Source organism: Salinimicrobium terrae DSM 17865 (assembly GCF_000424665.1).
Lineage (GTDB): Bacteria > Bacteroidota > Bacteroidia > Flavobacteriales > Flavobacteriaceae > Salinimicrobium > Salinimicrobium terrae.
Window position 1 is genome coordinate 68,496 of record NZ_AUKI01000024.1, and the last position, 22,505, is coordinate 91,000.

At 40.5% G+C, this 22,505-nt stretch carries 21 protein-coding genes; 9 read left to right on the top strand and 12 right to left on the bottom strand.

Annotated features, from left to right (window positions below; all coding sequences use genetic code 11):
* Positions 1 to 9 precede the first annotated feature (9 nt).
* Genes H148_RS0111850 through H148_RS0111860 form a run of 3 tightly spaced genes read left to right on the top strand, consistent with a single transcriptional unit; the run spans position 10 to position 2,883 of the window.
* Positions 10 to 1,938, top strand: a complete 1,929-nt coding sequence (locus H148_RS0111850; protein ID WP_029034994.1) for a LysM peptidoglycan-binding domain-containing protein — start codon at positions 10 to 12, stop codon at positions 1,936 to 1,938.
* Positions 1,938 to 2,336 carry an OsmC family protein gene (locus H148_RS0111855; RefSeq protein WP_029034995.1) on the top strand — a complete coding sequence of 133 codons (399 nt, stop codon included), beginning with the start codon at positions 1,938 to 1,940 and terminating at the stop codon, positions 2,334 to 2,336. The genes H148_RS0111850 and H148_RS0111855 overlap by 1 nt, the downstream gene beginning before the upstream one ends.
* 1 nt (position 2,337) lies before the next feature.
* Positions 2,338 to 2,883: a DUF922 domain-containing protein gene (locus H148_RS0111860; protein WP_037325181.1), complete on the top strand. Its 546-nt coding sequence runs from the start codon at positions 2,338 to 2,340 to the stop codon at positions 2,881 to 2,883.
* On the opposite strand, the gene H148_RS0111865 is transcribed toward H148_RS0111860, so the two are convergent.
* The 4 genes from H148_RS0111865 to H148_RS0111885 form a co-directional block, all read right to left on the bottom strand.
* Positions 2,880 to 3,821 carry an NAD(P)H-dependent flavin oxidoreductase gene (locus tag H148_RS0111865; protein ID WP_029034997.1) on the bottom strand — a complete coding sequence of 314 codons (942 nt, stop codon included), beginning with the start codon at positions 3,819 to 3,821 and terminating at the stop codon, positions 2,880 to 2,882. The two genes, H148_RS0111860 and H148_RS0111865, sit on opposite strands and share 4 nt — an antisense overlap.
* Positions 3,822 to 3,880: 59 nt before the next feature.
* Complete coding sequence (gene mnmA / locus H148_RS0111870) at positions 3,881 to 5,068, bottom strand: tRNA 2-thiouridine(34) synthase MnmA (RefSeq protein ID WP_029034998.1); 1,188 nt, start codon at positions 5,066 to 5,068, stop codon at positions 3,881 to 3,883.
* 149 nt (positions 5,069 to 5,217) lie between these two features.
* On the bottom strand, positions 5,218 to 5,634 hold the full coding sequence (locus tag H148_RS0111880) for a lipocalin family protein (RefSeq protein ID WP_029034999.1): 417 nt from the start codon (positions 5,632 to 5,634) through the stop codon (positions 5,218 to 5,220).
* Between the two features lie 56 nt (positions 5,635 to 5,690).
* Positions 5,691 to 6,368, bottom strand: coding sequence for a toxin-antitoxin system YwqK family antitoxin (locus H148_RS0111885; protein ID WP_037325183.1), 678 nt, complete (start codon positions 6,366 to 6,368; stop codon positions 5,691 to 5,693).
* A gap of 84 nt (positions 6,369 to 6,452) precedes the next feature.
* On the opposite strand from H148_RS0111885, the gene H148_RS0111890 reads away from it, so the two are divergent.
* Positions 6,453 to 7,424, top strand: coding sequence for a fasciclin domain-containing protein (locus H148_RS0111890; protein ID WP_029035001.1), 972 nt, complete (start codon positions 6,453 to 6,455; stop codon positions 7,422 to 7,424).
* A gap of 79 nt (positions 7,425 to 7,503) precedes the next feature.
* Here the strand turns inward: H148_RS0111890 and yidC are convergent, their stop codons facing one another.
* The 3 genes from yidC to H148_RS0111905 form a co-directional block, all read right to left on the bottom strand.
* Positions 7,504 to 9,345 (bottom strand): membrane protein insertase YidC, encoded by a 1,842-nt coding sequence (gene yidC, locus H148_RS0111895; protein WP_029035002.1) that lies wholly within the window; start codon positions 9,343 to 9,345, stop codon positions 7,504 to 7,506.
* Between the two features lie 65 nt (positions 9,346 to 9,410).
* On the bottom strand, positions 9,411 to 11,048 hold the full coding sequence (locus H148_RS0111900) for a CTP synthase (protein WP_029035003.1): 1,638 nt from the start codon (positions 11,046 to 11,048) through the stop codon (positions 9,411 to 9,413).
* Between the two features lie 135 nt (positions 11,049 to 11,183).
* Entirely contained in the window at positions 11,184 to 11,417 is a 234-nt protein-coding gene (locus H148_RS0111905; RefSeq protein WP_029035004.1) for a DUF3820 family protein, read from the bottom strand.
* Positions 11,418 to 11,575: 158 nt separating this feature from the next.
* Here H148_RS0111905 and H148_RS0111910 point away from each other — a divergent pair, with 158 nt between their 5' ends.
* Positions 11,576 to 13,105, top strand: coding sequence for a GH3 family acyl-acid amido synthetase (locus tag H148_RS0111910; protein ID WP_029035005.1), 1,530 nt, complete (start codon positions 11,576 to 11,578; stop codon positions 13,103 to 13,105).
* Positions 13,106 to 13,206: 101 nt separating this feature from the next.
* Here H148_RS0111910 and H148_RS0111915 read toward each other — a convergent pair whose 3' ends face one another.
* Entirely contained in the window at positions 13,207 to 13,806 is a 600-nt protein-coding gene (locus H148_RS0111915) for a hypothetical protein (RefSeq protein WP_029035006.1), read from the bottom strand.
* Between the two features lie 209 nt (positions 13,807 to 14,015).
* Here H148_RS0111915 and H148_RS0111920 point away from each other — a divergent pair, with 209 nt between their 5' ends.
* Together H148_RS0111920 and H148_RS0111925 are read left to right on the top strand one after the other, a co-directional pair.
* A complete protein-coding gene (locus H148_RS0111920; RefSeq protein WP_029035007.1) occupies positions 14,016 to 14,801 on the top strand; it encodes an Fpg/Nei family DNA glycosylase in 786 nt (261 codons plus the stop codon).
* Positions 14,798 to 15,454 (top strand): DUF72 domain-containing protein, encoded by a 657-nt coding sequence (locus tag H148_RS0111925; RefSeq protein WP_029035008.1) that lies wholly within the window; start codon positions 14,798 to 14,800, stop codon positions 15,452 to 15,454. Before H148_RS0111920 ends, H148_RS0111925 begins: the two co-directional genes overlap by 4 nt.
* Here the strand turns inward: H148_RS0111925 and H148_RS0111930 are convergent, their stop codons facing one another.
* Both H148_RS0111930 and H148_RS0111935 read right to left on the bottom strand, forming a co-directional pair.
* On the bottom strand, positions 15,455 to 16,141 hold the full coding sequence (locus H148_RS0111930) for an MBL fold metallo-hydrolase (RefSeq protein WP_029035009.1): 687 nt from the start codon (positions 16,139 to 16,141) through the stop codon (positions 15,455 to 15,457).
* 8 nt (positions 16,142 to 16,149) lie between these two features.
* Entirely contained in the window at positions 16,150 to 17,442 is a 1,293-nt protein-coding gene (locus H148_RS0111935) for an erythromycin esterase family protein (protein WP_156877250.1), read from the bottom strand.
* Positions 17,443 to 17,571: 129 nt separating this feature from the next.
* On the opposite strand from H148_RS0111935, the gene H148_RS18370 reads away from it, so the two are divergent.
* Entirely contained in the window at positions 17,572 to 18,546 is a 975-nt protein-coding gene (locus tag H148_RS18370; protein WP_029035011.1) for a potassium channel family protein, read from the top strand.
* A gap of 130 nt (positions 18,547 to 18,676) precedes the next feature.
* The gene (locus H148_RS0111945; protein ID WP_037325186.1) at positions 18,677 to 20,176 is read left to right on the top strand and encodes a TrkH family potassium uptake protein; all 1,500 of its coding nucleotides are present in this window, start codon (positions 18,677 to 18,679) and stop codon (positions 20,174 to 20,176) included.
* Positions 20,177 to 20,455: 279 nt separating this feature from the next.
* Here the strand turns inward: H148_RS0111945 and H148_RS0111950 are convergent, their stop codons facing one another.
* Together H148_RS0111950 and lysA are read right to left on the bottom strand one after the other, a co-directional pair.
* Positions 20,456 to 20,950 (bottom strand): DUF4168 domain-containing protein, encoded by a 495-nt coding sequence (locus tag H148_RS0111950; RefSeq protein ID WP_029035013.1) that lies wholly within the window; start codon positions 20,948 to 20,950, stop codon positions 20,456 to 20,458.
* A 182-nt stretch (positions 20,951 to 21,132) separates the two neighbouring features.
* Positions 21,133 to 22,362, bottom strand: a complete 1,230-nt coding sequence (gene lysA, locus H148_RS0111955) for a diaminopimelate decarboxylase (RefSeq protein WP_029035014.1) — start codon at positions 22,360 to 22,362, stop codon at positions 21,133 to 21,135.
* Positions 22,363 to 22,505 lie beyond the last annotated feature (143 nt).

A 22,505-nucleotide genomic window follows, 5' to 3' on the forward strand; every position in this document is an offset into this window, starting at 1 on the left:
AATTAACCTATGAAAAAAATTGCAGTTCTTTTCCTGTTTTTTCAAATGTTTGCCTTTGAGGCCTTTGCACAGCAGTATAAATACCACATTGTTAAAAGGGGAGAAACTACACAGGAAATAGCCCGACATTATAATATTTCTGAGGAAACACTCTTTAAATTTAATCCCGATGCCCGCCGTGGAATAGAGCCTAATGGGAAACTGGTAGTGCCAATTAGTTCCGAGCCCGGAGAAACATCGCAAGCTTCCGGACAGGACGATCAAAAATTTGTAATGCACCGTGTGAAGCGGCAGGAGACGCTTTTTAGTCTTTCACAGGAATATAATGTTAGTATTGAGGATATTAAAAGGTATAATAAACATTTATATTCCGAAGAACTTCGCAGGGGTGAGCGCATCAGGATCCCAAAGAAATCTTCTCAAGTTCTTGTTGAACAAAAAACTACCCCACCGCCTTCCAATCCATTGGATCTAACTGTGAAAGAACATGTAGTGCTTCCGCAGGAAACACTTTATGGAATTTCCAGGAAATACAATATTACTATAGCCGAATTGCAGAGACTTAATCCAAATATGGAGAACCTGCAGCCCGGAATGGTGATTCAGGTTCGTAATGGCAATGCCGAAAAAGTTGTAGATGTGGAAGGAAATCTTTTTAAATATTATCAGGTTCAGCCACAGGAAACTATATTTAGCCTTACCCGTCGCTTCGGAATTAGTCGTGACTCCCTGGTATCGCTGAATCCTGCCTTGAATGATGGATTAAAATCCGGAATGGTATTAAAGATCCCGAATATTGAGGTTTCTGAAGGTGTTGGAGAATATGTAGTCGAAGATTATATAAACCTGGAGCGTAAGATTAGTAATTATAAGACCAAGAATCTTGTGCTTATGTTGCCATTTAATAAGAATAAGCTTGTAGTGACTGACACTTCAAGTAATTTTGCCGAAAGAATTGAACGGGACAAAGTAATGCAATTATCTCTGGATTTTTATTCAGGGGTGCTCATGGCCGTAGATTCGGCTAAAACATTAGGAATTTCTACAGATCTTACTGTCTTGGATACGGAGCAAAATGCTGGAAAGGTGAATTTACTGCTTAACAGCAGGAATTTTGATGATGTAGATGCTGTTATTGGTCCGCTGTTGCAGTCTACTGTGGAGACTGCGGCGCGTGGGTTGGAGCGTAAAAATATTCCGGTAATTTCCCCGCTCACTAAAAAACAAACAACCTCTCTTGATAATTATCTTCAGGCTCGTCCTACAGATGAAATGCTTAGGGAGGCAATGATCTCATTTATTTCAGATCATTCTGCGGGTAAGAATTTGGTTATAATTGCCGATGGAAGTGCAGCCGAAAACAGGAGAAGGCTATCTGCAGCTTTTCCTTCAGCCAAAGTTGTTACTCCTTCAGAAGGCGGTTATCTCAATCAAGGGCATGTTGCCGGCTCTTTAGATAAAACCAGGCCGAATTGGATCATTCTGGAGTCAAACAAGATTGGAGTTTTAAGCAATGCGACTTCTTATCTTAACTCCCTGGCCGATAGCTATAAGATCACACTTTTGACAACAGACAGGAATAGATCTTTTGAGAGCGATAATGTTTCCAACAGTCATTTAGGAAAGCTTAATTTCCACTATCCTTCTGTTGATCGTGCTTTTGACCCGATCAAGAACAGGAATTTTATTAAGAAATATTTCGATAAATATGGAGTGGTGCCGGATGCTGCTGCAGTAAGAGGTTTTGACGTTACTTATGATGTACTGCTTAGACTGGCATCGGCAGATGATCTTTATGAATCGATCAAGCAGGATGGAACAACCCAATATGTGGAAAATAAGTTCAATTATGAACACAGACCCAATGGCGGATTCATCAATAATTCAGTTTACATCCTGGCTTATGACAGGGAACTTAACTTAAATGTAGTACGCTAATGACGTCAAAAGTGACATATTTGGGAGATCTCAGGACTGAGTGTGAACATCTTCAAAGCAATAATAGATTCATTACAGATGCTCCTGTCGATAACCAGGGAAAAGGGGAGGCATTTTCGCCCACAGATACTGTGGCAACAGCCCTTGGTAGTTGTATGCTCACAATTATTGGAATAAAGGCCAGGGATCTTGGGATCAATGTTGAAGGTGCGAGCGCAGAAATTACCAAAAGTATGGCTGCCGATCCCAGAAGAATATCGGGCATAAAAGTTGCAATTACTTTCCCGACTTCTTATGATGAAAAACACAAAAAGATTCTGGAACGTGCAGCAAAGACCTGTCCCGTCCTTTATAGTCTGCACCCCGACATTGAGCTGGATATCAGCTTTAAGTATTAGTATGAAAAAGGCCGTTTTCAGCAGTCTTTTTTTTCTTATGGCTTTTGTAACACAGGCTCAAACGGAAGAATCGCGGTTGGCGTGGGAGGCGAACGCCCTTACCTGGGAAGATTTTCAAAGCTCTCCAGATCCTAATAGCCCATTTACCGCCAATACAAGCTCCGGGATCTCTTACTCCTGGTCTCTTAAAAGTTCCATTTTGGGAAAGGAATATCAATTTGAAGTTCTTTCCTTTTTTAATCCTGAAAGATCCTGGGTGAAAAATTCAGGTTCTGACCACCTTTTGGCTCATGAGCAGCTACATTTTGATATCACAGAACTTCATGCCCGAAAATTGCGAAAAGCACTGGCAGAATTTGATTTCAACAAGAGTAAGAATGTTAAAACTGAATTGCAAAAAATATATAGAGAACTCGAGGGGGAACGGGCTGCTATGCAGAAAAAGTTTGATCTGGAAACCAGGCACAGCATGGAGGAAGCTGCCCAACTTGAGTGGCAACAGTTTGTGACACAAGAGTTAAAAAAATTCGAGAATTTCTCTTCTTAAAATCCGGCTACCTCTGCCTTAGCTTCATTAAATTCCCTGAGCATATCATGAATAATCTCTGCGGCAGGTTTAATATCACGGATAAGCCCTGAGATCTGGCCTATTTCAAGTTCTCCCTCCTCAAGATCCCCTTCAAACATTCCTTTTTTAGCTCTTGCTCTTCCTAAAAGTTCAATTAACTGCTCTTTAGAAGGTTGTCTGGAATACAATTCTGTTACCTGCTCAAAAAAGCGATTTTTAAGCAGTCTTACCGGGGCGAGCTCCTTAAGTGTTAGGACTGTATCTCCTTCTTTGGCTTTCACGACCATTTCCTTAAAATTTGGATGAGAAGAAGCTTCATCGCTGGCAACGAACCTGCTTCCTACCTGCACGGCATCAGCTCCAAGAACCATAGCAGCAAGCATTCCGCGGCCGGTAGCGATTCCGCCGGCGGCTATCAAAGGGATCTTGATCTGTTCCTTTACCATTGGAATGAGCGTAAAGGTCGTGGTTTCATCTCTTCCGTTATGGCCTCCGGCTTCAAAACCTTCAGCAACAACCGCATCGACTCCTGCTGCTTCAGCCTTTAAAGCAAACTTTACACTGCTTACCACGTGTACTACTTTTATGCCCTTTTTTTGCAGGTGGGAAGTCCAGGTTTTTGGATTTCCGGCAGAGGTGAAGACGATAGGAACCTTTTCTTCAATGATGATTTCAATGATCTGTTCAAGATTTGGATAAAGCATGGGTACATTTACGGCAAAGGGAAAAGAAGTTGCTTTTTGGCATTTTTGGATATGCTCGCGCAACACATCCGGATACATAGAACCGGCGCCTATAATACCAAGTCCGCCGGAATTACTTACTGCACTGGCAAGTTTCCAGCCACTCGCCCAGATCATGCCAGCCTGGATTATTGGATATTGGATGTTAAAGAGTTGGGTGATTTTGTTGGTCATAGTTAATATTTATAACCCTAACAGGGTTCTAAACCCTGAAAGGGTTGTTCTTTTGTGAATTAAGAAATAACTCCCGAACCTATTAACTCATCTTCAATATGCCAGGCCACAAACTGACCTTCAGTAATAGAGGCCTGTAGCTGTTCAAAGACTATATATAAGCCGTTTTCCGTTTGATGTAGCGTTGCATCCTGTAAAGGTTGGCGGTATCTTATTCTCGCTTTCACCTGCATTTCCTGGTCGGGAGCAAGCTTAAGATCGGGCCGTACCCAGTGAGTTTCATCGGATGAAACAAAGAGTGCCCGACGGTAGATTCCGGGGTGATCTTTACCCTGTCCTGTGTAGATGACATTTTCTTCCACATCGGTTTCGATTACGAAAAGAGGCGCGGGTGTTCCGCCTACGGCCAGTCCTTTACGCTGGCCTTTGGTGAAATAATGAGCTCCCTGGTGACGCCCCACTTTTTTTCCTTCTGAAGGATCGTAAGTGTATTTCTTTGCCAGGAATTCAAGTTTCTCCTGTTTATTCTGAAATTCCTTCGCTTCAGTTTTAAACTTAACTTCAGAAGCCGGGACTTCGACGATATCACCTTCTTTAGGCTGTAGCTTTTGCTGAAGAAATTCGGGAAGTCTTACCTTTCCAATGAAACAGAGCCCCTGGGAATCCTTTTTTTCGGCAGTAATAAGATTTTGTTCTGCAGCTATTTTCCGCACTTCACTTTTTTGAAGTTCCCCTATAGGGAATAGAGTTTTTGCCAGTTGATCCTGGGAGAGCTGACAAAGGAAGTAAGACTGATCCTTATTTTTATCTTTTCCTGAAAGCAGGCGATAAACGGTTTCTCCGGCAACTTCTGTTTCTCCTTTTCGGCAGTAATGTCCCGTTGCCACGTAATCTGCCCCCAGTGAAAGGGCGATCTTCATGAATACATCAAATTTGATTTCACGGTTACAGAGTACATCCGGGTTGGGTGTGCGGCCACGTTCGTATTCTTTAAACATGTAGTCCACGATTCGTTTCTTATATTCTGCACTTAAGTCGACAGTCTGGAAAGGTATCCCCAGTTTATCGGCCACCAGCATTGCATCATTTGAGTCGTCCAGCCAGGGACACTCTTTTGAAATGGTCACACCTTCGTCATGCCAGTTCTTCATAAACAAGCCAATAGCGTCATATCCCTGTTCTTTTAATATATAGGCCGCTACACTTGAATCTACTCCACCAGATAAACCTACAACTACTCTTTTCATAATCTTTCTCCTGCCTTGTAAAGGCCTAAAATGAGGCGCAAAAATACAGAAAATTTGTCACTTTTTGCAGGTTGGAGGTACAGGCCCGATGTCCCTAAATAGGAAAGGGTGGCCAAAATGCCACCCTCTTAATCTTTACAGAAAAAAATTTATTGTCTCTCCAGAGTAAAAGTTGCCGGGATAGCTATTCCTTCGATCATGAGTTCTGTAGTGTAGGTGAACTTGTTTGAACTTCCAAAAGCTACAGTTCCTTCTGATTCTCCAAGCAATCCGAGATCGATAGCATATTGACCATCTCCCAAATTTTCCCATGTTCCCGTAGCAGAACTTGCCTGGCAATCGTTTTGTTGGAAATAAAACGTGGAATTCAGTGTATTATCTTCATTAAATGTTATTGTTGACATTTGATTGTCGCATTGGTTAGGATCAACAGGAGCAATACTCTCTATTGCAGTTACCTGCCAGGTGCCAACAATGGAAGTTTCAATTGCTTCGTCATCATCCTCACTACAGGAGGCAAAAAGGAATAGCCCTAAAGCGGCTAGTAAAAAAAGGTACTTTTTCATATTTTTTCTTTTTAATTCAAGTAAATATATCAAATATAAAACCGAAAGGAGAAATGCTAAAAATCTTTTTCCTCTGTGAACTCTCCGTTTTCGTAGTATAGCCAGGTACCGTGGTGCTTATCGTTGCGATAGACCCCCTCACTCATAAGTAGTCCCTGGCCATTAAAGAATTTTGCAGGACCGTGCAATTCGCCACTTTTATAGGTTAGATCTTCAAGAACAATCCCCTTAACCGAAAACAGCTTACGGGAACCATGTAACTCGCCATTCATATAAGTAGCTTCTTCGGCCAGTTGTCCTTTATCATAATAGATCTTTTTTGGACCGTGTAATTTTCCGTTCTTATAATTTTCGGTCATCATAACTTGATCTGAATCTTTATGGTAATAGGTCCAGAGACCAGTTCGTTCCCGGTCGTACATTTCTCCCTCACTTATTACCTTGCCGTTCTGGGAAAGATATTTTGCCACGATTCTTCCGGTAGAAGGATCAAAGTCCATGATGGCTACTGGTTGTTTTAATCCCTCCTGGTAATATTTAAACAAACCAGTTCTTTTTCCATGGTGAAATTGGCCCTCATATTTGAGCTGGGTCTTCTTGTTATCGAAAAACTCTTTCCAGTATCCGTGTTTTTGACCCTCTATATCAACGGAATTTAGCTTTTCCTGCCCCCAAAGAGGTATTGTCTGGAGAATTAAAACACATATGATTATCCAAATATTAGATCGATTCATTTTGTTTAAAATAAATTAACTAAACTTAAACACATTTATATATCCTATTCATTTAACTTTGATGTATAACAAAAATTGAAAAAGATGAAACATTTATCAAAATTAAACAAAATAGCAGCAGGCTTATTTTTTCTGCTTGCTTTTACCGCTTGCAGCGACGATGATGAAGCTACTCCACCGGTTGTGGAAACAAATACAATAGCCGAATTTGTTGCATCAAATGAAAATTATTCCTCTCTTGAGGCAGCACTTGAGGTTACCGGTCTAACTTCAACGCTAGATGGAACAGAAAATTATACAGTCTTTGCACCCGACAACGATGCGTTTGCTACTTTTCTAACAGATAATGGATTTTCTTCACTTTCTGAAGTTCCTGTAGCAGTGCTTACCCAATTATTGTTAAACCATGTGCAAATGGGCGAAATCATGGCAGCCGATCTTTCCACGGGATATATTGAAAGCATGGCTACAGGAAGTGCTTCCGAAGAGCCCCTGTCCATGTACATAAATACAGAGGGTGGAGTAATGATAAACGGAGTAGCGACTGTTACTTCGGCAAATATCGAAGTTGACAATGGAATCATCCATGCGGTAGATGAAGTGATCGGGTTGCCATCTATTGTAACATTCGCCCTGGCCGATCCAACTTTTAATACACTTGTTGCAGCTCTTACCAGGGAAGATGACTTTACTTTTGTAAATACCCTGATGCAGACCGATGCTCCGGCTCCTTTCACTGTTTTTGCGCCTACCAATGAAGCTTTTGCTTCTCTACTGGAGGAGCTTGGTATGAGTTCTCTTGAAGATATTCCTACAGATTTGTTGGCTTCTGTTTTAAGCTATCATGTGGTAACCGAAGCGAATGTGTTGTCGACTGCACTTACAGATGATATGGAAGTCTCAACCCTTGCCGGAGAATCTTTTACTATTAATCTGGAGAATGGAGCAATGATCACCGATGCAAACGGTAGAATGGCAGAAATTATAGTAGTAGATGTGCAGGCCAACAATGGTGTTATTCATGTAATTGACACTGTTCTTTTACCTGCAATGTAGTTTTAGTTAATAGTGATTGGTTAATGCAGAAGAGCCCGGAATATTCCGGGCTCTTCTATTTTTGTACAAAATTTAGAAATTATTTCTTGCCTTTCTTTTGTTGCTGTTCGGCCTGCTCCATCATTTCCTGCATCTTGCGTGCAAATTTTCCTTGTTTCTTTGGCTTCTTCTTATTTTCCTGAATTCTTGCATGTATCTTGTCCTCATCCAGAATAAAGTGTTTAATGACAAGCATGATACCAATTGTAATAAGATTTGAAACTAAATAGTACAGAGATAATCCACTCGCAAAGTTGTTGAAGAAGATCAACATGAAGAGCGGGGATAAATACATAATAAATTTCATATTCGGCATTCCCGGCTGCTGCATGTTCTGCATGCTCTGCCCCGTGGTCATCATCATATAGATAAAAATAGCGATAGAAGCGAGGATCGGGAACAAACTCACGTGGTCTCCGTAGAATGGAATATAAAAAGGTAACTCGGCTATGGTGTCATAACTCGAAAGGTCATCGGCCCATAAGAAGTCCTTTTGTCTTAGCTGAAAGGCACTTGGGAAAAACATGAATAAAGCATAAAATACGGGCATTTGCATTAACGCAGGAAGACATCCGCTCATGGGACTGGCGCCTGCCTTGCTGTACAGCTTCATGGTTTCCTGCTGCTTTTTCATAGGATTGTCCTTATACTTCTCGTTGAGTTCGTTAATCTCAGGGCGAAGTACTTTCATCTTGGCCTGTGATAAATACTGTTTGTATTGAACAGGAGAAAGAACAAGTTTGATCGCGATGGTCATTACAATAATAGCGATCCCATACCCCATGTAATTGGTGATAAAGGAGAAGAATGGGATGAAAAGATACTTATTGATCCAGCCGAAAATTCCCCAGCCCAGTGGCAGAATCTCATCAAGGTTCCTGTCATAATTGTTCAGGATTTGATAATCACTCGGTCCGTAATACCAGTTCATATTGTAATTAAGCTCCCCACCTTCAAGCTGTAACGGGAGGGTGGAAGCAAAAGCTTTTGTGTAAAGAGTGTCTACTTCCTCATCTTCTACAAGATCTTCAGACTTAAATTTTCCTGTCTCAAAAGGAGTATCGGTAAGAAGTATTGAGGTAAAGAAATGTTGCTTATAAGCCACATAAGAAATGTCAATATCTTCATCTTCTCCATCGGTTACGTAGTCAACGCTCCCGTCATCATATTCATACTTTAACTCAGTGTAACGGTTTCCATAAGAAATACTCTTGGCATGACGATAACCCTTTAATTTCCAGTCGAGAGTGATTGGAGCCGAGGAACTAAATACATCATTAAGACCTTGTGAGCGAACGCTAAAATCTATCATGTAATCCCCCGGTTTCAGGACATACCGGTATTCCAGGAACTCGTCTGGAGATACCTTTAATTTCATGGAGACAATAGTATTCTCTCCACTTTCGGTCACAGTAGGCTCAAAATAAAGATCTTTTGTATTTAAAACCCGGCCATCATTTGTTGTAAAGTTGAGGTTGAAAGACGCATTGTTATCTTTAATAAGATAAACCGGAATGGAATCAAAGGTCTTATAGTTCTTCATCTTTGCTTCTGAAAGATATCCGCCTTTGTTGGAAAATTCCAGGGCAAGAACATCATTTTCAACCGAAGTTTTATTTTCTGTAGCCGAAGGTAATGTAGCCGAATAACCAAATGCACCTAATCTGCTTGCCGCGCGGGCAACTGCAGCAGAATCTGCTTCCTGGAATGCTTCGGGTTGTACCACGTCTTGTTGGTCATCTGGTGTTACAACAACTTCATCATTGGCCGGTACTTCAACTACTTCGGGAGCCGATGGGTTCATGTACAACATCCACAACAGGATACCTCCTATTAAAAGGAATCCAATAAGGGAATTGATGTCTAATTTTTTTTCTTCCATTCTAAATTTTAATAATCGCGGAATTATCCGCCTTCAGGTTTAGGCAAAATCGTAGCCAAGTAAATCTATTGTGCCAGGCTGGCATTCTTATTTTTCTGTGAGTAATTTTTTGCGGCCTTAATAAACGCAATAAAAAGCGGGTGCGGCGAAGCCACTGTGCTTTTATATTCCGGGTGATATTGTACGCCTACAAACCATGGATGATCTTCAATCTCAATTATTTCCACCAAATTTGTTTTAGGGTTTACTCCTGTACTCATCAATCCATGAGACTCCATTTGAGGGGCATAACGGTTATTGTATTCATAACGGTGGCGGTGTCTTTCAAAGATCTGACTATTGCCATAAACCTCCCGGGCAATGGAACCATCTTTTAAAGTACATTCCCAGGATCCAAGGCGCATACTTCCTCCCAGGTGGGTAATTTCTTTTTGTTCCTCCATGAGGTCAATGACCGGGTGAGGCGTGGTAGGATCCATTTCGGTAGAATTGGCATTTTTGAGTTGTAGTACATTTCGTGCAAATTCTATAACCGCCATTTGCATTCCCAGGCAAATTCCTAGAAAAGGTAATTTGTTCTCTCTTGCGAAGCGCACAGCATTTATTTTTCCCTCAACTCCGCGTTCTCCAAATCCCGGAGCAACTAAAATTCCATCCAGGTGTGAGATCTTATTTTGGATTGTGCTTTGGTTGATAAATTCGGAATGTATACTCTCAATATTTACCTTGACTTCATTTGCCGCACCGGCGTGGATGAAAGCTTCAAGTATAGATTTATATGAATCCTGAAGTTCAACATACTTTCCAATCAATCCAATGGTTACTTCATGTTTTGGATTTTTGTGTCGCTTTAGAAATTCATTCCAGTGGGTAAGGTCGGGAACAGTTTCATCAGGAAGATTTAATTTCTTCAGGGTAACAGTGTCCAGTCCTTCCTCCAGCATCATATTTGGCACGTCATAAATAGTGGAAGCATCAATAGACTGTATAACTGCTTCCTGCTTTACGTTGCAAAACAAAGCCAGTTTTCTTCTAATATCATCAGAGAGTTCATGTTCAGTACGACACACGAGAATATCGGCACGAAGTCCGCTCTCCATCAGGGTCTTGACACTATGTTGGGTTGGCTTTGTTTTAAGTTCGCCGGCTGCTGAAAGGTAGGGCACAAGTGTAAGGTGGATCACCAGTGCATTGTCGTCTCCCAATTCCCATTTTAGCTGTCGCACGGCTTCAATATATGGCAGGGATTCTATATCTCCCACGGTACCACCAATTTCAGTGATCACTATATCATACTCGTGATTCTTTCCTAAAAGCTGTACGCGTTCCTTTATTTCGTTGGTGATATGCGGAATTACCTGCACGGTTTTTCCCAAAAATTCCCCACGGCGTTCTTTCTCTATTACACTTTGGTAAATACGCCCTGTAGTCACATTATTTGCCTGAGAAGTATTAACGTTAAGAAATCGTTCATAATGACCAAGGTCAAGATCTGTTTCGGCACCATCTTCTGTTACATAGCATTCGCCGTGTTCGTATGGGTTTAAAGTTCCGGGGTCAACATTGATGTAAGGATCAAGTTTCTGAATAGTGGTCTTGTACCCGCGCGCTTGCAGTAATTTTGCCAGAGAAGCAGCAATAATGCCTTTTCCAAGCGAAGAGGAAACGCCGCCGGTGACAAAAATATACTTGGTTTCAGCCATTTTAAAGAGGTGTTTGTGCGTCTTTTATTCAGGGCGCTAAATTACAAAGAAGAAAAGAAAAAGAAACCATTTGCAGAAGAATATGTTAGCAAAACTTTAAGGGTTTGAGGGCCTTCAGAAAGGTAGTAAAATCAACTAACGGGGATATTTTCTTCTAATCGTCCTAAGAATGTCTTCCATGCCGTTAACCTTTAGATCCAGCACCTGTTGAAGTTGATCTCCTGTCTTTCCCTTCGGAAATCCCTTCTGTCTAAACCAAACCAGGTAAAATTCAGGTAGTTCTGAAAGGTAGCGGCCTTTATATTTACCAAAATGCATTTTCGCATGGGCGAGGTCTAGTAGGGCTTTATGATCGGGTTTAAGATCCATGGGGCTAAGGTCTCAAAAATGGCAAAAAAGAAAGAGATTTTTCTGAAGTATTTCTGGCATAGACTTCCGGCGTAAAAAGGTTAAAATCTTGATAATTGGAACCGGCATTTCGGGCTGTTAATGACCTTTTCAGTATTTTCAGCTAAACTTCTTAGGAAATGGCAGTAATAGGATCAATTATAAAAGGACTCATACAGGCACGGGATGCCGTAACTTCTCAACCGCAACCTAATGAAGCCCAGGTTGACGTGCTAAAAGGCTTGCTTCAAAAAGCAAAAGACACAGCTTTTGGAAAATACTACAAATTTGATGAGATTCTTGAGGCAAACGATATAAAGACAGAATTTGCCTCCAGGATTCCCATTTTTGACTATAATAAAATCAATGAAGAGTGGTGGAGCAGGATGCACGAAGGGGAAGAGGACATAACCTGGCCCGGAAAACCTCCTTATTTTGCTCTAAGCTCTGGAACTACAGGGAAATCGAGTAAAAGAATTCCCGTAACCGAAGACATGGTGGAAGCCATTCGCCAAACCGGAATAAAGCAGGTTGGTTCCCTGGCAAATTATGATCTCCCTTCAGACTTTTTCCAAAAAGAGATCATGATGCTGGGAAGTTCTACAGATCTTAATAAGGTTGAAGACCATGAGGAAGGGGAAATAAGCGGGATTAGTGCCAGTAATATTCCTTTTTGGTTCCGGAATTTCTATAAACCCGGAGTGGAAATTTCTGAAATAGAAGATTGGGATGAGCGGGTTTTGGAGATCGCTAAAGAGGCAAAGAACTGGGATATTGGTGCAATGTCCGGTATTCCTTCATGGACCGAATTGATGATCAAAAAAATTTTAGAGTACCACGATGTCAAAAATATTCATGAGATCTGGCCAAACCTGTTGGTTTATACCACGGGAGGAGTGGCTTTTGAACCTTATGAAAAAGCTTTTGAAAAGCTGGTCGCTAAACCCCTGGAGGTGATTGATACTTATCTGGCTTCTGAAGGTTTTATGGCTTTCCAGGCGCGTCCCGAAACCCGTTCCATGCAGCTGGTAGTCGACAATGGGATCTATTTTGAATTTGTTCCTTTTAAACCTGAATTTATTACAGAGGATGGATCTGTAAAACCTGACGCACCTGTCTTGCCTTTGGAAAAAGTTGAACCCGAGAAGGATTATGTGCTTCTAATAAGTACAGTTTCAGGAGCGTGGCGCTATGTTATTGGAGATACAGTAAAATTTACCGATGTTGAGCGCCTGGAGATTAGGATAACTGGGAGGACGAAGTTTTTCCTCAATGTGGTGGGATCTCAGCTGTCTGTTAATAAGATGAATGAGGCCATAAAAGAAATGGAACAAAAATTCGATATTACAATTCCCGAATTTACTGTGGCAGCGGTAAAAAAAGATGGTGAATATATCCACAAGTGGTATTTGGGAACCGAAGGAAAAGTTGATGAAAAGAAACTGGCAGAATCACTTGACAAAGCCTTACAGGAATCCAACAAGAATTATGGTGTGGCCCGAAGTAAAGCATTAAAAGGGGTAGAAGTGGTTATGGTGGACCCAGAAATTTTTACCGAATGGAGCGCCTCCAATAAAAAGAAAGGCGGACAGGTAAAAATGGAAAAGGTCATGAAAGAAGAAAAGTTCGCAGAATGGGAAAAATTTGTTGAGTCAGGGAAAAGTGAATGATTATCAACCCCTATATCCGGAAAAAGAGCTGAGATCGCTGCACTTTTAGAATCACGAAAGATTCAAAATTCATCATAAAGTGTTCACACTATTCTTTAATTTCAGCTTTCTTCTTTCTCCGCCTCTTCCAGTCTTTCCTCGAGTTCGTTAACCAGCACGAGGATCTCTTCCGGGGATAGATAAAGCCGGGCGATCCTGTTCTTGTAGGTGTCGGATAAATGGGAATGATTGAGGATAAAATTTTTGGTAGCGAGGATATAATCACTCATTCCGCTGTTTACCGCATAAGTGTCTGCGGCGCGTTCTGCTTCCTTAATATAATTATCTGATGTTATGTACCTTATTCCAAAGATGATAAGTCCCATGGCCGATTTGTCCCGGTAATCCATAATGTGCCCTAACTCGTGCCCAAGCCAGCCAATAAGAACATCTGATGGAATATCGGCCATAGAGAATTCTTCTTCCTCTATCACAAATTTACTGCTCATATAAATATTGTAGGTGCGGTCATTTTTTCCCTTAAAAAGATTTGATTTGTTTGGCTGGGCCTGCATAAAGGATTTTTTGATACCATCTTTAAACTTAAATTCAATTTCTACATCTTTAAGTTCGGGGTAATAGGAAAGGGCGATTTTAGCTTCATTTAAAATACTTTCGGGTATAATCTTGTTTTGTTGGTAAACGATCTTTTCTTCTTCCATATTTTTCTTTGCTGCACAGCTCCAGTTTCCCACAAGTAGGGGAGCAATAAGGAGAAATAAATAAAAACTTTTTTTCAAGGGTAACAGGTATTTTCTGTACATGAAATAAGATAAGGCTTCCCACTAGAGATTATTTGAAACTTTTCTTAAATTATGGTGTAGCAGGTTGATTTTAATTAATTTGAAGGAATATTATAAAAACATACATTATGCCAGAGTTACCCGAGATTACACTTTTCCGTAATTATGTTACTGAAACTTCTTTAAATAAAACTATTAAAAAAATTGAATTTCCAGATGCTTCGCTCTTACAATCGCCCGCATCAAAGTTTCAGAAGGAATTAAAGGGGCAGCAATTAAAAAAAGCAGAACGCCTGGGGAAATATCTTGGAATTTCTACAAGCGGGAATGCTTCTTTGATCTTTCACTTCGGAATGACCGGAAAGCTGGAGTATTATGCAAATCAGGACCCGCCGAAGTATTCCAAAATGATCATTCATTTTGAGGACGATTACCGGCTGGCTTACACCTGTAGAAGAAAACTCGGAAAGATCTTTTTAGCTGAAGACCTTCAGAAATTTCAGGAGGAGAATGAAATTGGTAAGGATGCGCTCGAACTTTCAGAAAAGGAATTTTTGGAGTTGCTGGAGGAAAAGACCGGGAGTATCAAAGGTGTTTTAATGGATCAACATATGATGGCTGGTATTGGGAATGTATATTCAGACGAGATGCTGTATCAGGCCGGAATACATCCGAAGTCAAAGACGAATAAAATATCTGCTTCAGAAAAGAAAAAACTATATAAAAAGCTGAGGTCCGTTCTGGAAATGGCGATCAAAAAGGAAGGAGTTCGAAAGGAGTTCCCAAAATCCTGGTTAATTCAGCATCGGGAGGATGGGGAAGATTGTCCTAAATGTGACGGAAAAGTGAAGCAAATAAAAGTTTCTGGCAGGAGTACATATTTTTGCCCATCCTGTCAAAAAGAGGAGAAATGAAGGTTCATATTGGCTGTTCCGGATATAATTACAAGGAATGGCGCGGGCCATTTTATCCGCAGAAAATGCCTCAGCGGAAATGGCTGGAACACTATTCTTCCATTTTTGACACGGTGGAGATCAATAAAAATTTTCAGTTCACCCTAAAGGGTCACCGTTATATTACTCACAGAAAAAAGCTGAAAGAAATTGACCAGAGTGTTCAGGATTTTGAAACACTGGCAAAACTCCTCCAAAAGAACCTTGGCTGCATTCTCTGGCAGTTGCCACCAAACCTGCACCGCAATGACGAAAAACTTGAAAGTTTTTGCCAGACACTAGATCCCGGTTTTAAGAATGTACTGGAATTTCGTCATGAGTCGTGGTATGATAAGGAAGTTTACAAGATCCTGAAAAAGCACAAGATCATTTTTTCATCTATCTCGAGTCCGGAATTTTCCGAGGAGCTTATCACCACAAGTAAGATTGGTTACCTGCGTTTCCACGGAACAGGAAAGGACTGGTATGACCACCTCTACACAAAAGACGAGTTGAAGGAATGGCACAAAAAGATTTCCGACAGCGGATTTGAGGAGATCTATATCTACTTTAATAATGATATACATGCTCATGCCCCGGAAAATGTCGGGCAATTAAAGGAACTTTTCGGGTAATTAAACCTCTATTTCCATCCCGTCATGAGCAGGAATTAGTTCTACATCTTCTTCCAGTGCTTTAATTTTTTGTTTGCTATTTTCAGGTTCATTTTCGAAGAACCATTCCCCGTAGTGACAAAAGGCTAATTTTTGCGTTATGGGACTTAGTAACCGAATAAGATCTGGTACTCCTGTATGTCCAAAAATGCGATCTTTTTTACGGTTTATTCTTCCACCTTTTTTAATGAAAGTCGCTTCGGTAACAATAAGATGGAGCGGTGGCAGGTTTTCCAAATTAGCTTTTTCTATCCAGGCGACATCGCCCGTGATGAAAATCCTTTTTTGCCCTTTTTGGATGACGTACCCGAGGGATTTTAGTCTTAAAGCGTGGATAACCGGAATAGGAGTGAAGTGGTAACCGGCCACTTCAAACTTTCCGGAAATCACCTGCAGCTCTGGAATGAGTTCATGTGCTTCGGGTCCAAAAAGAGGAATTTTGGGAGCGAATTTTTCATTTTTGGGTACAAAGAAAGCATGATCGGGATGAAAATGAGTGAAAACCACGGCTTCAGGTTTGTAAACCATATAATCCGGCTCTCCTACATCGATAAGGATCTTATCGTCAATTAGAAAGCCGGTATGATTCACGTGGTTTTCAGCTTTAGGATCAATTTTTCCGCGGGTGCCAAGGATCTTTATCTTCATAAGAGAATCTAAATTCCGAAGGGATAAGTTTCGGGAGTTTTACTTCCGTCGGGCTTAAGGTGGAGAGGGTGCAATCCATGGGTCTTGTCGATGTACAGAAAAGCGTCATATCTTTTTGACATTTTTGAGGGGACATAATTACCGCGTTCCTGGTGAGGATCATATACCACACCTACAGCGCGATGACCAATCTTATCCTCAAGCTTTTTCGAGAGATCACTTCCTTCTTCAAAAAGAAGTAACTTATTCTCTGCGCCCAGGGTGTGTAACATTTTCTCGATACTTCCTTCAATTCCTTTTGGCAGGTTCATGTTTTTCATTGGAGCTCCCCAGAACTCCCCTGCAACCACCGATCCTTCATAGGACCCAAAGCCTACGAGGTAAACACCATCATCTGCATGTTGTTGCCTTACCAGCTGTCCTACATTGTGAAGCCCGCTTGAAGCCATACTGGTTGCTCTGGCATCTCCAATGTGGGTATTGTGCTCCCAAACAATCACTTTAGCATCATCTCCATGATAATCTGTAAGAGTATTCAGGGTTTCTACCATATGACTATCCCTTACATTCCATGAAGAATGGTCGAATTGTGCCATGGCTTCATAATATTTTTCGGCATTTTTGAGGACCAGGGAATTAAGTTCAGCATTGAGTCCGGCTTCGGCTTCATTTTCATACTGTTCTGTTTTTCCCCGGACTTCTTTAAGCAGTTGCACTACTTCGTTACGACACTTTTGCTTCATACCGCGATAAGCTGTGACATAAGAATCATTCTGCTTATAAGGCTCAAAGCAATCTGCCGTACGTCGGGCAAGAGCAGCAACTTCAGGATCTTCTTTGTCCAGATAATTGACAATAATTTCCATTGATTCCCATAGGCTGTACACATCCAGACCGTAAAATCCAATTTTTTTCTTCGGGTCGAGATTATCATTGTGATTTTTTATCCATTCAGCGAAAGCGGCAATTTCCCAGTTCGCCCACATCCAGGTAGGCCAGCGTTCAAAGTTCTGGAGAACGTCTGAAATTTCAGAAGGCGTGCCGGGAAGCCCCTTAACCCAGCGATTGATCTCAAAACAATCGGGCCAGTCACCTTCTACCGCGACGAAGGAAAATCCTTTTTCTTCGATCAATCTTTTAGAGATTTCGGCCCTCCAGGTGTAATACTCATGGGTGCCATGGCTGGCTTCACCTAATAGCACATATTTTGAATCTCCTATTTTTTCCAGGAGAGGATCCAGGTCCTTTGCATTTTGCAGGGGCTTGATAAATTCCTTTTCTTTTTCATTTTCCAGTTTCATGTCGGTTTGTTTTGATTTATCTTAATTTACGAAATCAATTACCAAATAAGGGATAGAGGGCAGGTGCTTTAGAAAAGTTTAAGTAGATATTAGTTTTTTTTAAGGAGCTTTTAATTAATTTCGGTTAATATGGAGACTGCTCAAATAGTAATTGGATTAGCAATCATTTTATTTACTTACCTCGATTTCTTTCATACTACACTTTCCGGAAATGGGTTTGGCTATTTTTCAAGGATTATTAACCAAATCCTTAACCGGATCATGATCCAGAACCGCTCCCGTAAAATCTTTAAGTTCTCCGGAATCAGCCATCTCTTATTAACAACCTTTTTTTGGATGTTGTTGTTGTTTATTGGGACTTATGTAGTATTTACTGCGGGAGAAGAGATGGTGGTGAATGGAACCACCGGATTACCGGCTACTCACCCCGAACGTTTTTACTTTACCGGGTATGTTTTATCTACCCTTGGGATCGGAGATTTTGTACCCGGAACCGATACCAGCAGGATCCTTACAGGAATTCTGGCCTTTTCGGGATTTATCTTGATCACTACGGGTTTAACTTATCTACTAAGTGTACTTAATGCCGTACTCTCCAAAAAACAGCTTTCTTTTCTAATTTCTACAATGGGTAAGGATGTGGAGGAGATCTTTAATTTTTACAAGGAACAAGATGACCTTGAATATTTAATTTCAAATGCGAGCGATCTCAGGCAGCAGATACTGCAGAATGCCAGTAGTTACATAGCTTTCCCAATGGTTAATTATTTTCTCTCCAAAGAACATGAGTCTGCCTTAATAGTTCAGCTTGCAAGGCTTTATGAGGTGCTCATGATAATTCGACTCGACTGGAAAAAGGATTCTGTCCAGCACAAGAAAATAACTGTATTGCTTAACGGAATAGTAAAATATCTCGAACTTGGATTGGAGGAGCCAGATGCTGCCAAGCACAATGAAGAGGAGTTGAAAACGTATAGAAGTCACTGGATGAATCACGGGTATATCTTTGACAATCACCTCCAGATAGACAAACAATTCACTTCCAGTTTGAAGTATGCGGGCTGGAACTGGAAGGAAGTGTATAAACTTAAAACTCAATCTTAAAAATTTAAAGCTTGAAAATAAACTTTTCGTTCTCAATTTTAAGTCGAAATTATTAATGTTTCTTTTTATTATTTCTATTTTAAGGAGGGAAAGCATTTTGGTAACTTTTAGTTTTAAAACAAATTATTAATTGGGATCTACCTTAAGGGCCTTTTTAAGAGATATAGGAAAGCTTTTACATATTCCTGCAGGTTTAGCTGTTTTATCCCTGCCTGTTATTATCGTATATTCCGAATGGTTTGCCATTTTGCCTTTCGCGGGAATGGCTTTGGTGAGCCTGGGTACAGGCCAGCTATTTTTTCACGTTTTCAAAGGAGGTGGGGAAGAAACAAGTAAAGGACTTTCGGTAATGTTGGTGGCCCTGGCGTGGCTTCTGATTTCTCTTTTCGGAACTATTCCCTTTTATTGGATAGCCCTCACAGCGCCAGAAGGAATGTACAACCAACTTCCGGTTTTTAAAACCTTGGTTAATAGTTTTTTCGAATCGGTTTCAGGATTCACCGGTACCGGCTTGACCATGCTGGAAAATCCTTCCGAAATTCCTCATACCCTGCAATGGTGGCGTTCCTTTTCAGAATGGATAGGTGGAATAGGGGTGATCATGCTTGTCTCAATACTTCTGAAGCTTAATCATGATGAGGAACGACTTTATAGAGCCGAAACCAGGAAATGGCAGATAAAAGATGCACCCTTCAGAGCTACTATTTATAAGATTTGGTGGATATATATTGGTTATACCATTATCTCAATTCTTCTATTTTATCTTGTGGGAATGCCTTTTTGGGAGGCCTTAAATCATGGAATGACCGCTCTTGGAACAGGAGGTTTTTCCGTTACGTCCAATAGTTTTACAGATTATAGTACACAGATAAAAGCTATAACTGTGTTTATCATGATCCTGGGTGCAATAGCGTTTAAAATCCATTATTTACTCATTTTTAGATTTGATTTAAAAAGAATTGCAAAGCAGACCCAACTTCATTATTTCTTTTTGTTCCTGGTAACCACCTTTCTTTTGCTTTTATGGATTTATCCTCAGATCCCGTTCATCGATCTACTTTTCCAGGCCACCTCTGCACTCGCTACATGTGGATTGAATACTGTGGATCTTGCCGTATGGCCCATGGCTCCTTTGTTCGTTTTAATCATTTTGATGCTCTTGGGAGCCAATGGAGGATCAACAGGTGGAGGAATTAAGACTGTAAGATTTGCATGGTTTGCAAAGGGAATCTGGCGAAGTTTGAAGCAGGTATGGTATCCTGAAGAGAAAGAAGCTAAAGTTAGTTTAGACGGAGAAGTGAAGGACGTGAAAGAGATGAGAAATCATATTCAGCAAGCTGCCAATGTACTTTTCCTATGGGTAATAACTCTTACCCTTGGAACATTCTTTTTATCCTTAATGGTAGGAGAGGAATATACTTTTTATCAAGTTCTTTTTGATACAGCATCGGCTTTAAGTAATGTGGGCCTGAGCACCGGAATCACGGGTGCTGGTATGCCCGAAAATGCAAAATACCTTCTTTCTCTTTTGATGTGGCTGGGAAGACTCGAAATTATGGCTGTAATTATTTTGCTGATTTCTCCTCTCTATCTAATGAAAAGGAAGGTTTCCGGGAGAGAAAAATACTAGCTGTAGTAGGGGAATTAATCAGAATGAAAACACCAAATTCCCCTACTTCTTTATCTGTTACATTGTTTTAGCCGTTAAACTGGAACTGCTAATTATCATTAGAAATAACAGACCTGGTACTTCATCATGTTTATCATTTATTTGTTTTAGGTTTTCTGAAAAACTAAAGGTAGTAATTCAGAAAGGTAAAGAATAAGCTTTTTCCTGCGCACAATGAGGCAACTTTAACCTTAAAATTTGTAGGCACAAACCTCGTTCCGGAAAACTGGTTAGGAGTTTCTAATCCAAATCAATCTTTTCAATAATAACTGCCAATCTTTCTCTGAATTCAGGATCTGCCTGCACACGATCGGCAATAACTTTGAAAATGTCCATATCTAAACCAGCCTGAGTAATCGCATTTTGCTTCTTTTCCAGATAATTTTGCTGAAGACCTTCCAGTTTATCTATGATCTTTTCATATTGCTGCTCTACCTGTTCTGAAAGATTAAGCTCGGCTGCCGGATTTCTTTTTGCCTCATAGATTTGATTGAAACGTTGAAGTTCCATTCCTTGCTCCTGTATAAGTTCTCCCATTTCTGTCCGTGCATTTTCATCAATTTGTCTTAATTGAAAAATAGCGCTGGCAAACTTTTCCAGTTGAGCATTTGTTATTTCCTGTTGTTCTACTGGTTGTTGTTGTGCCGATTTATATTCTGTTACGACAGCAGAACTGACATTTAAATTAATAAGGAACAAGAATGTAGTACAGGTTAATAATGTTCTAAATTTCATGTGTAAAGTATTTAAAATTAATAATTTATAAAATTAGAAGAGCCGGGTTGAGCAGAAAAGCAGTTTGTGATTTAATTCTAATATAATTATAATAGATTAACTTCATTTTTAGTTAATCAAAAAATTCTACCATAAAAGAACAGCTCCGTTTGGAGCTGTTCAAAATATTTCAGGAGTTTGTCTTACTTATCTTCGGCAAATTCCTTCTCGAAACCCAGAAGGATTTGTCCACGGGTAAGGTCTTCAAAAGTTTCCCTTTCTCTAATAAGATGTGCTGCTCCATTATACCACATAACTTCAGGTGGACGATATCGGGAATTGAAGTTGCTGGCCATTGAGTAGCAATAAGCACCTGCATTGTCAAAAGCAAGAATATCTCCTTCTTTGATTTCTGAAATTCTGCGGTTACTGGCGAAAGTGTCGGTTTCGCATATGTAACCAACTATTGAATAAAACCTTTCTTTACCACCTGGATTGGAAATGTTGTGGATCTCGTGACGTGAACCATACAACATGGGTCGAATCAAATGGTTAAAGCCACTATCAACCTGAGCAAAAACGGTGGAGGTAGTTTGTTTGATCACATTTACTTTTACCAGGAACTTTCCGGCTTCACTCACCAGGAATTTTCCGGGTTCAAAAGCAAGGGTAAGGTCGCGACCATATTCCTTGCAAAATGCCTTGAACTTTGCGGTAAGTTTTTCCCCCAGCTCTTCAATATTGGTTTCAATATCACCTGCTTTGTAAGGCACCTTAAAGCCACTTCCAAAATCCAAAAATTCCAGATCTTTAAAATTACGGGCTGTGTCAAAAAGTATTTCCGAAGCATAAAGGAAAACTTCGATATCGAGAATATCACTGCCGGTGTGCATGTGAATTCCATTGATGTGCATACCTGTATTTTCCACGATGCGCATGAGGTGTGGGATCTGGTGAATAGAAATACCAAATTTGGAGTCTATGTGCCCCACAGAAATATTCGTATTGCCACCTGCCATCACGTGAGGATTGATCCTTATGCAAACAGGAACCGAAGGATGTCTGGTTCCGAACTGTTCAAGTATAGAAAGATTGTCAATATTGATCTGAACACCCATTGCAGCTACTTCCTCAATTTCTTCCAGGGAGACTCCATTTGGTGTATAAATGATTTTGGATGGTTCCAATCCTGCTTCCAGGCCTAATTTCACTTCCTGTATAGAGACTGTATCAAGCCCGGCTCCCAATTGTTTGAACAATCCAAGGATAGAAATGTTGGAAAGAGCCTTAACAGCATAATGTACCCGCAGGTTTTCGATCTTACTAAAAGCCGTAGTAAGACGATTATACTGGGCAATGATCTTTTCAGCGTCATAAACATATATTGGGCTGCCAAATTCGGCCGAAATCTTTAAAAGGTCCTGGTTGTTCATAGTAATAAATTAAAGGCGCAAAAGTAAAAGGGATTTTTGGTAATTACGCACTGCTGATTGAAAATTAACCAATTCTAACAAAATGTTATTTTATAATAGACATAAATGAAAATTTTAGCAGTCTTAGTTTACTCCAAATGAGG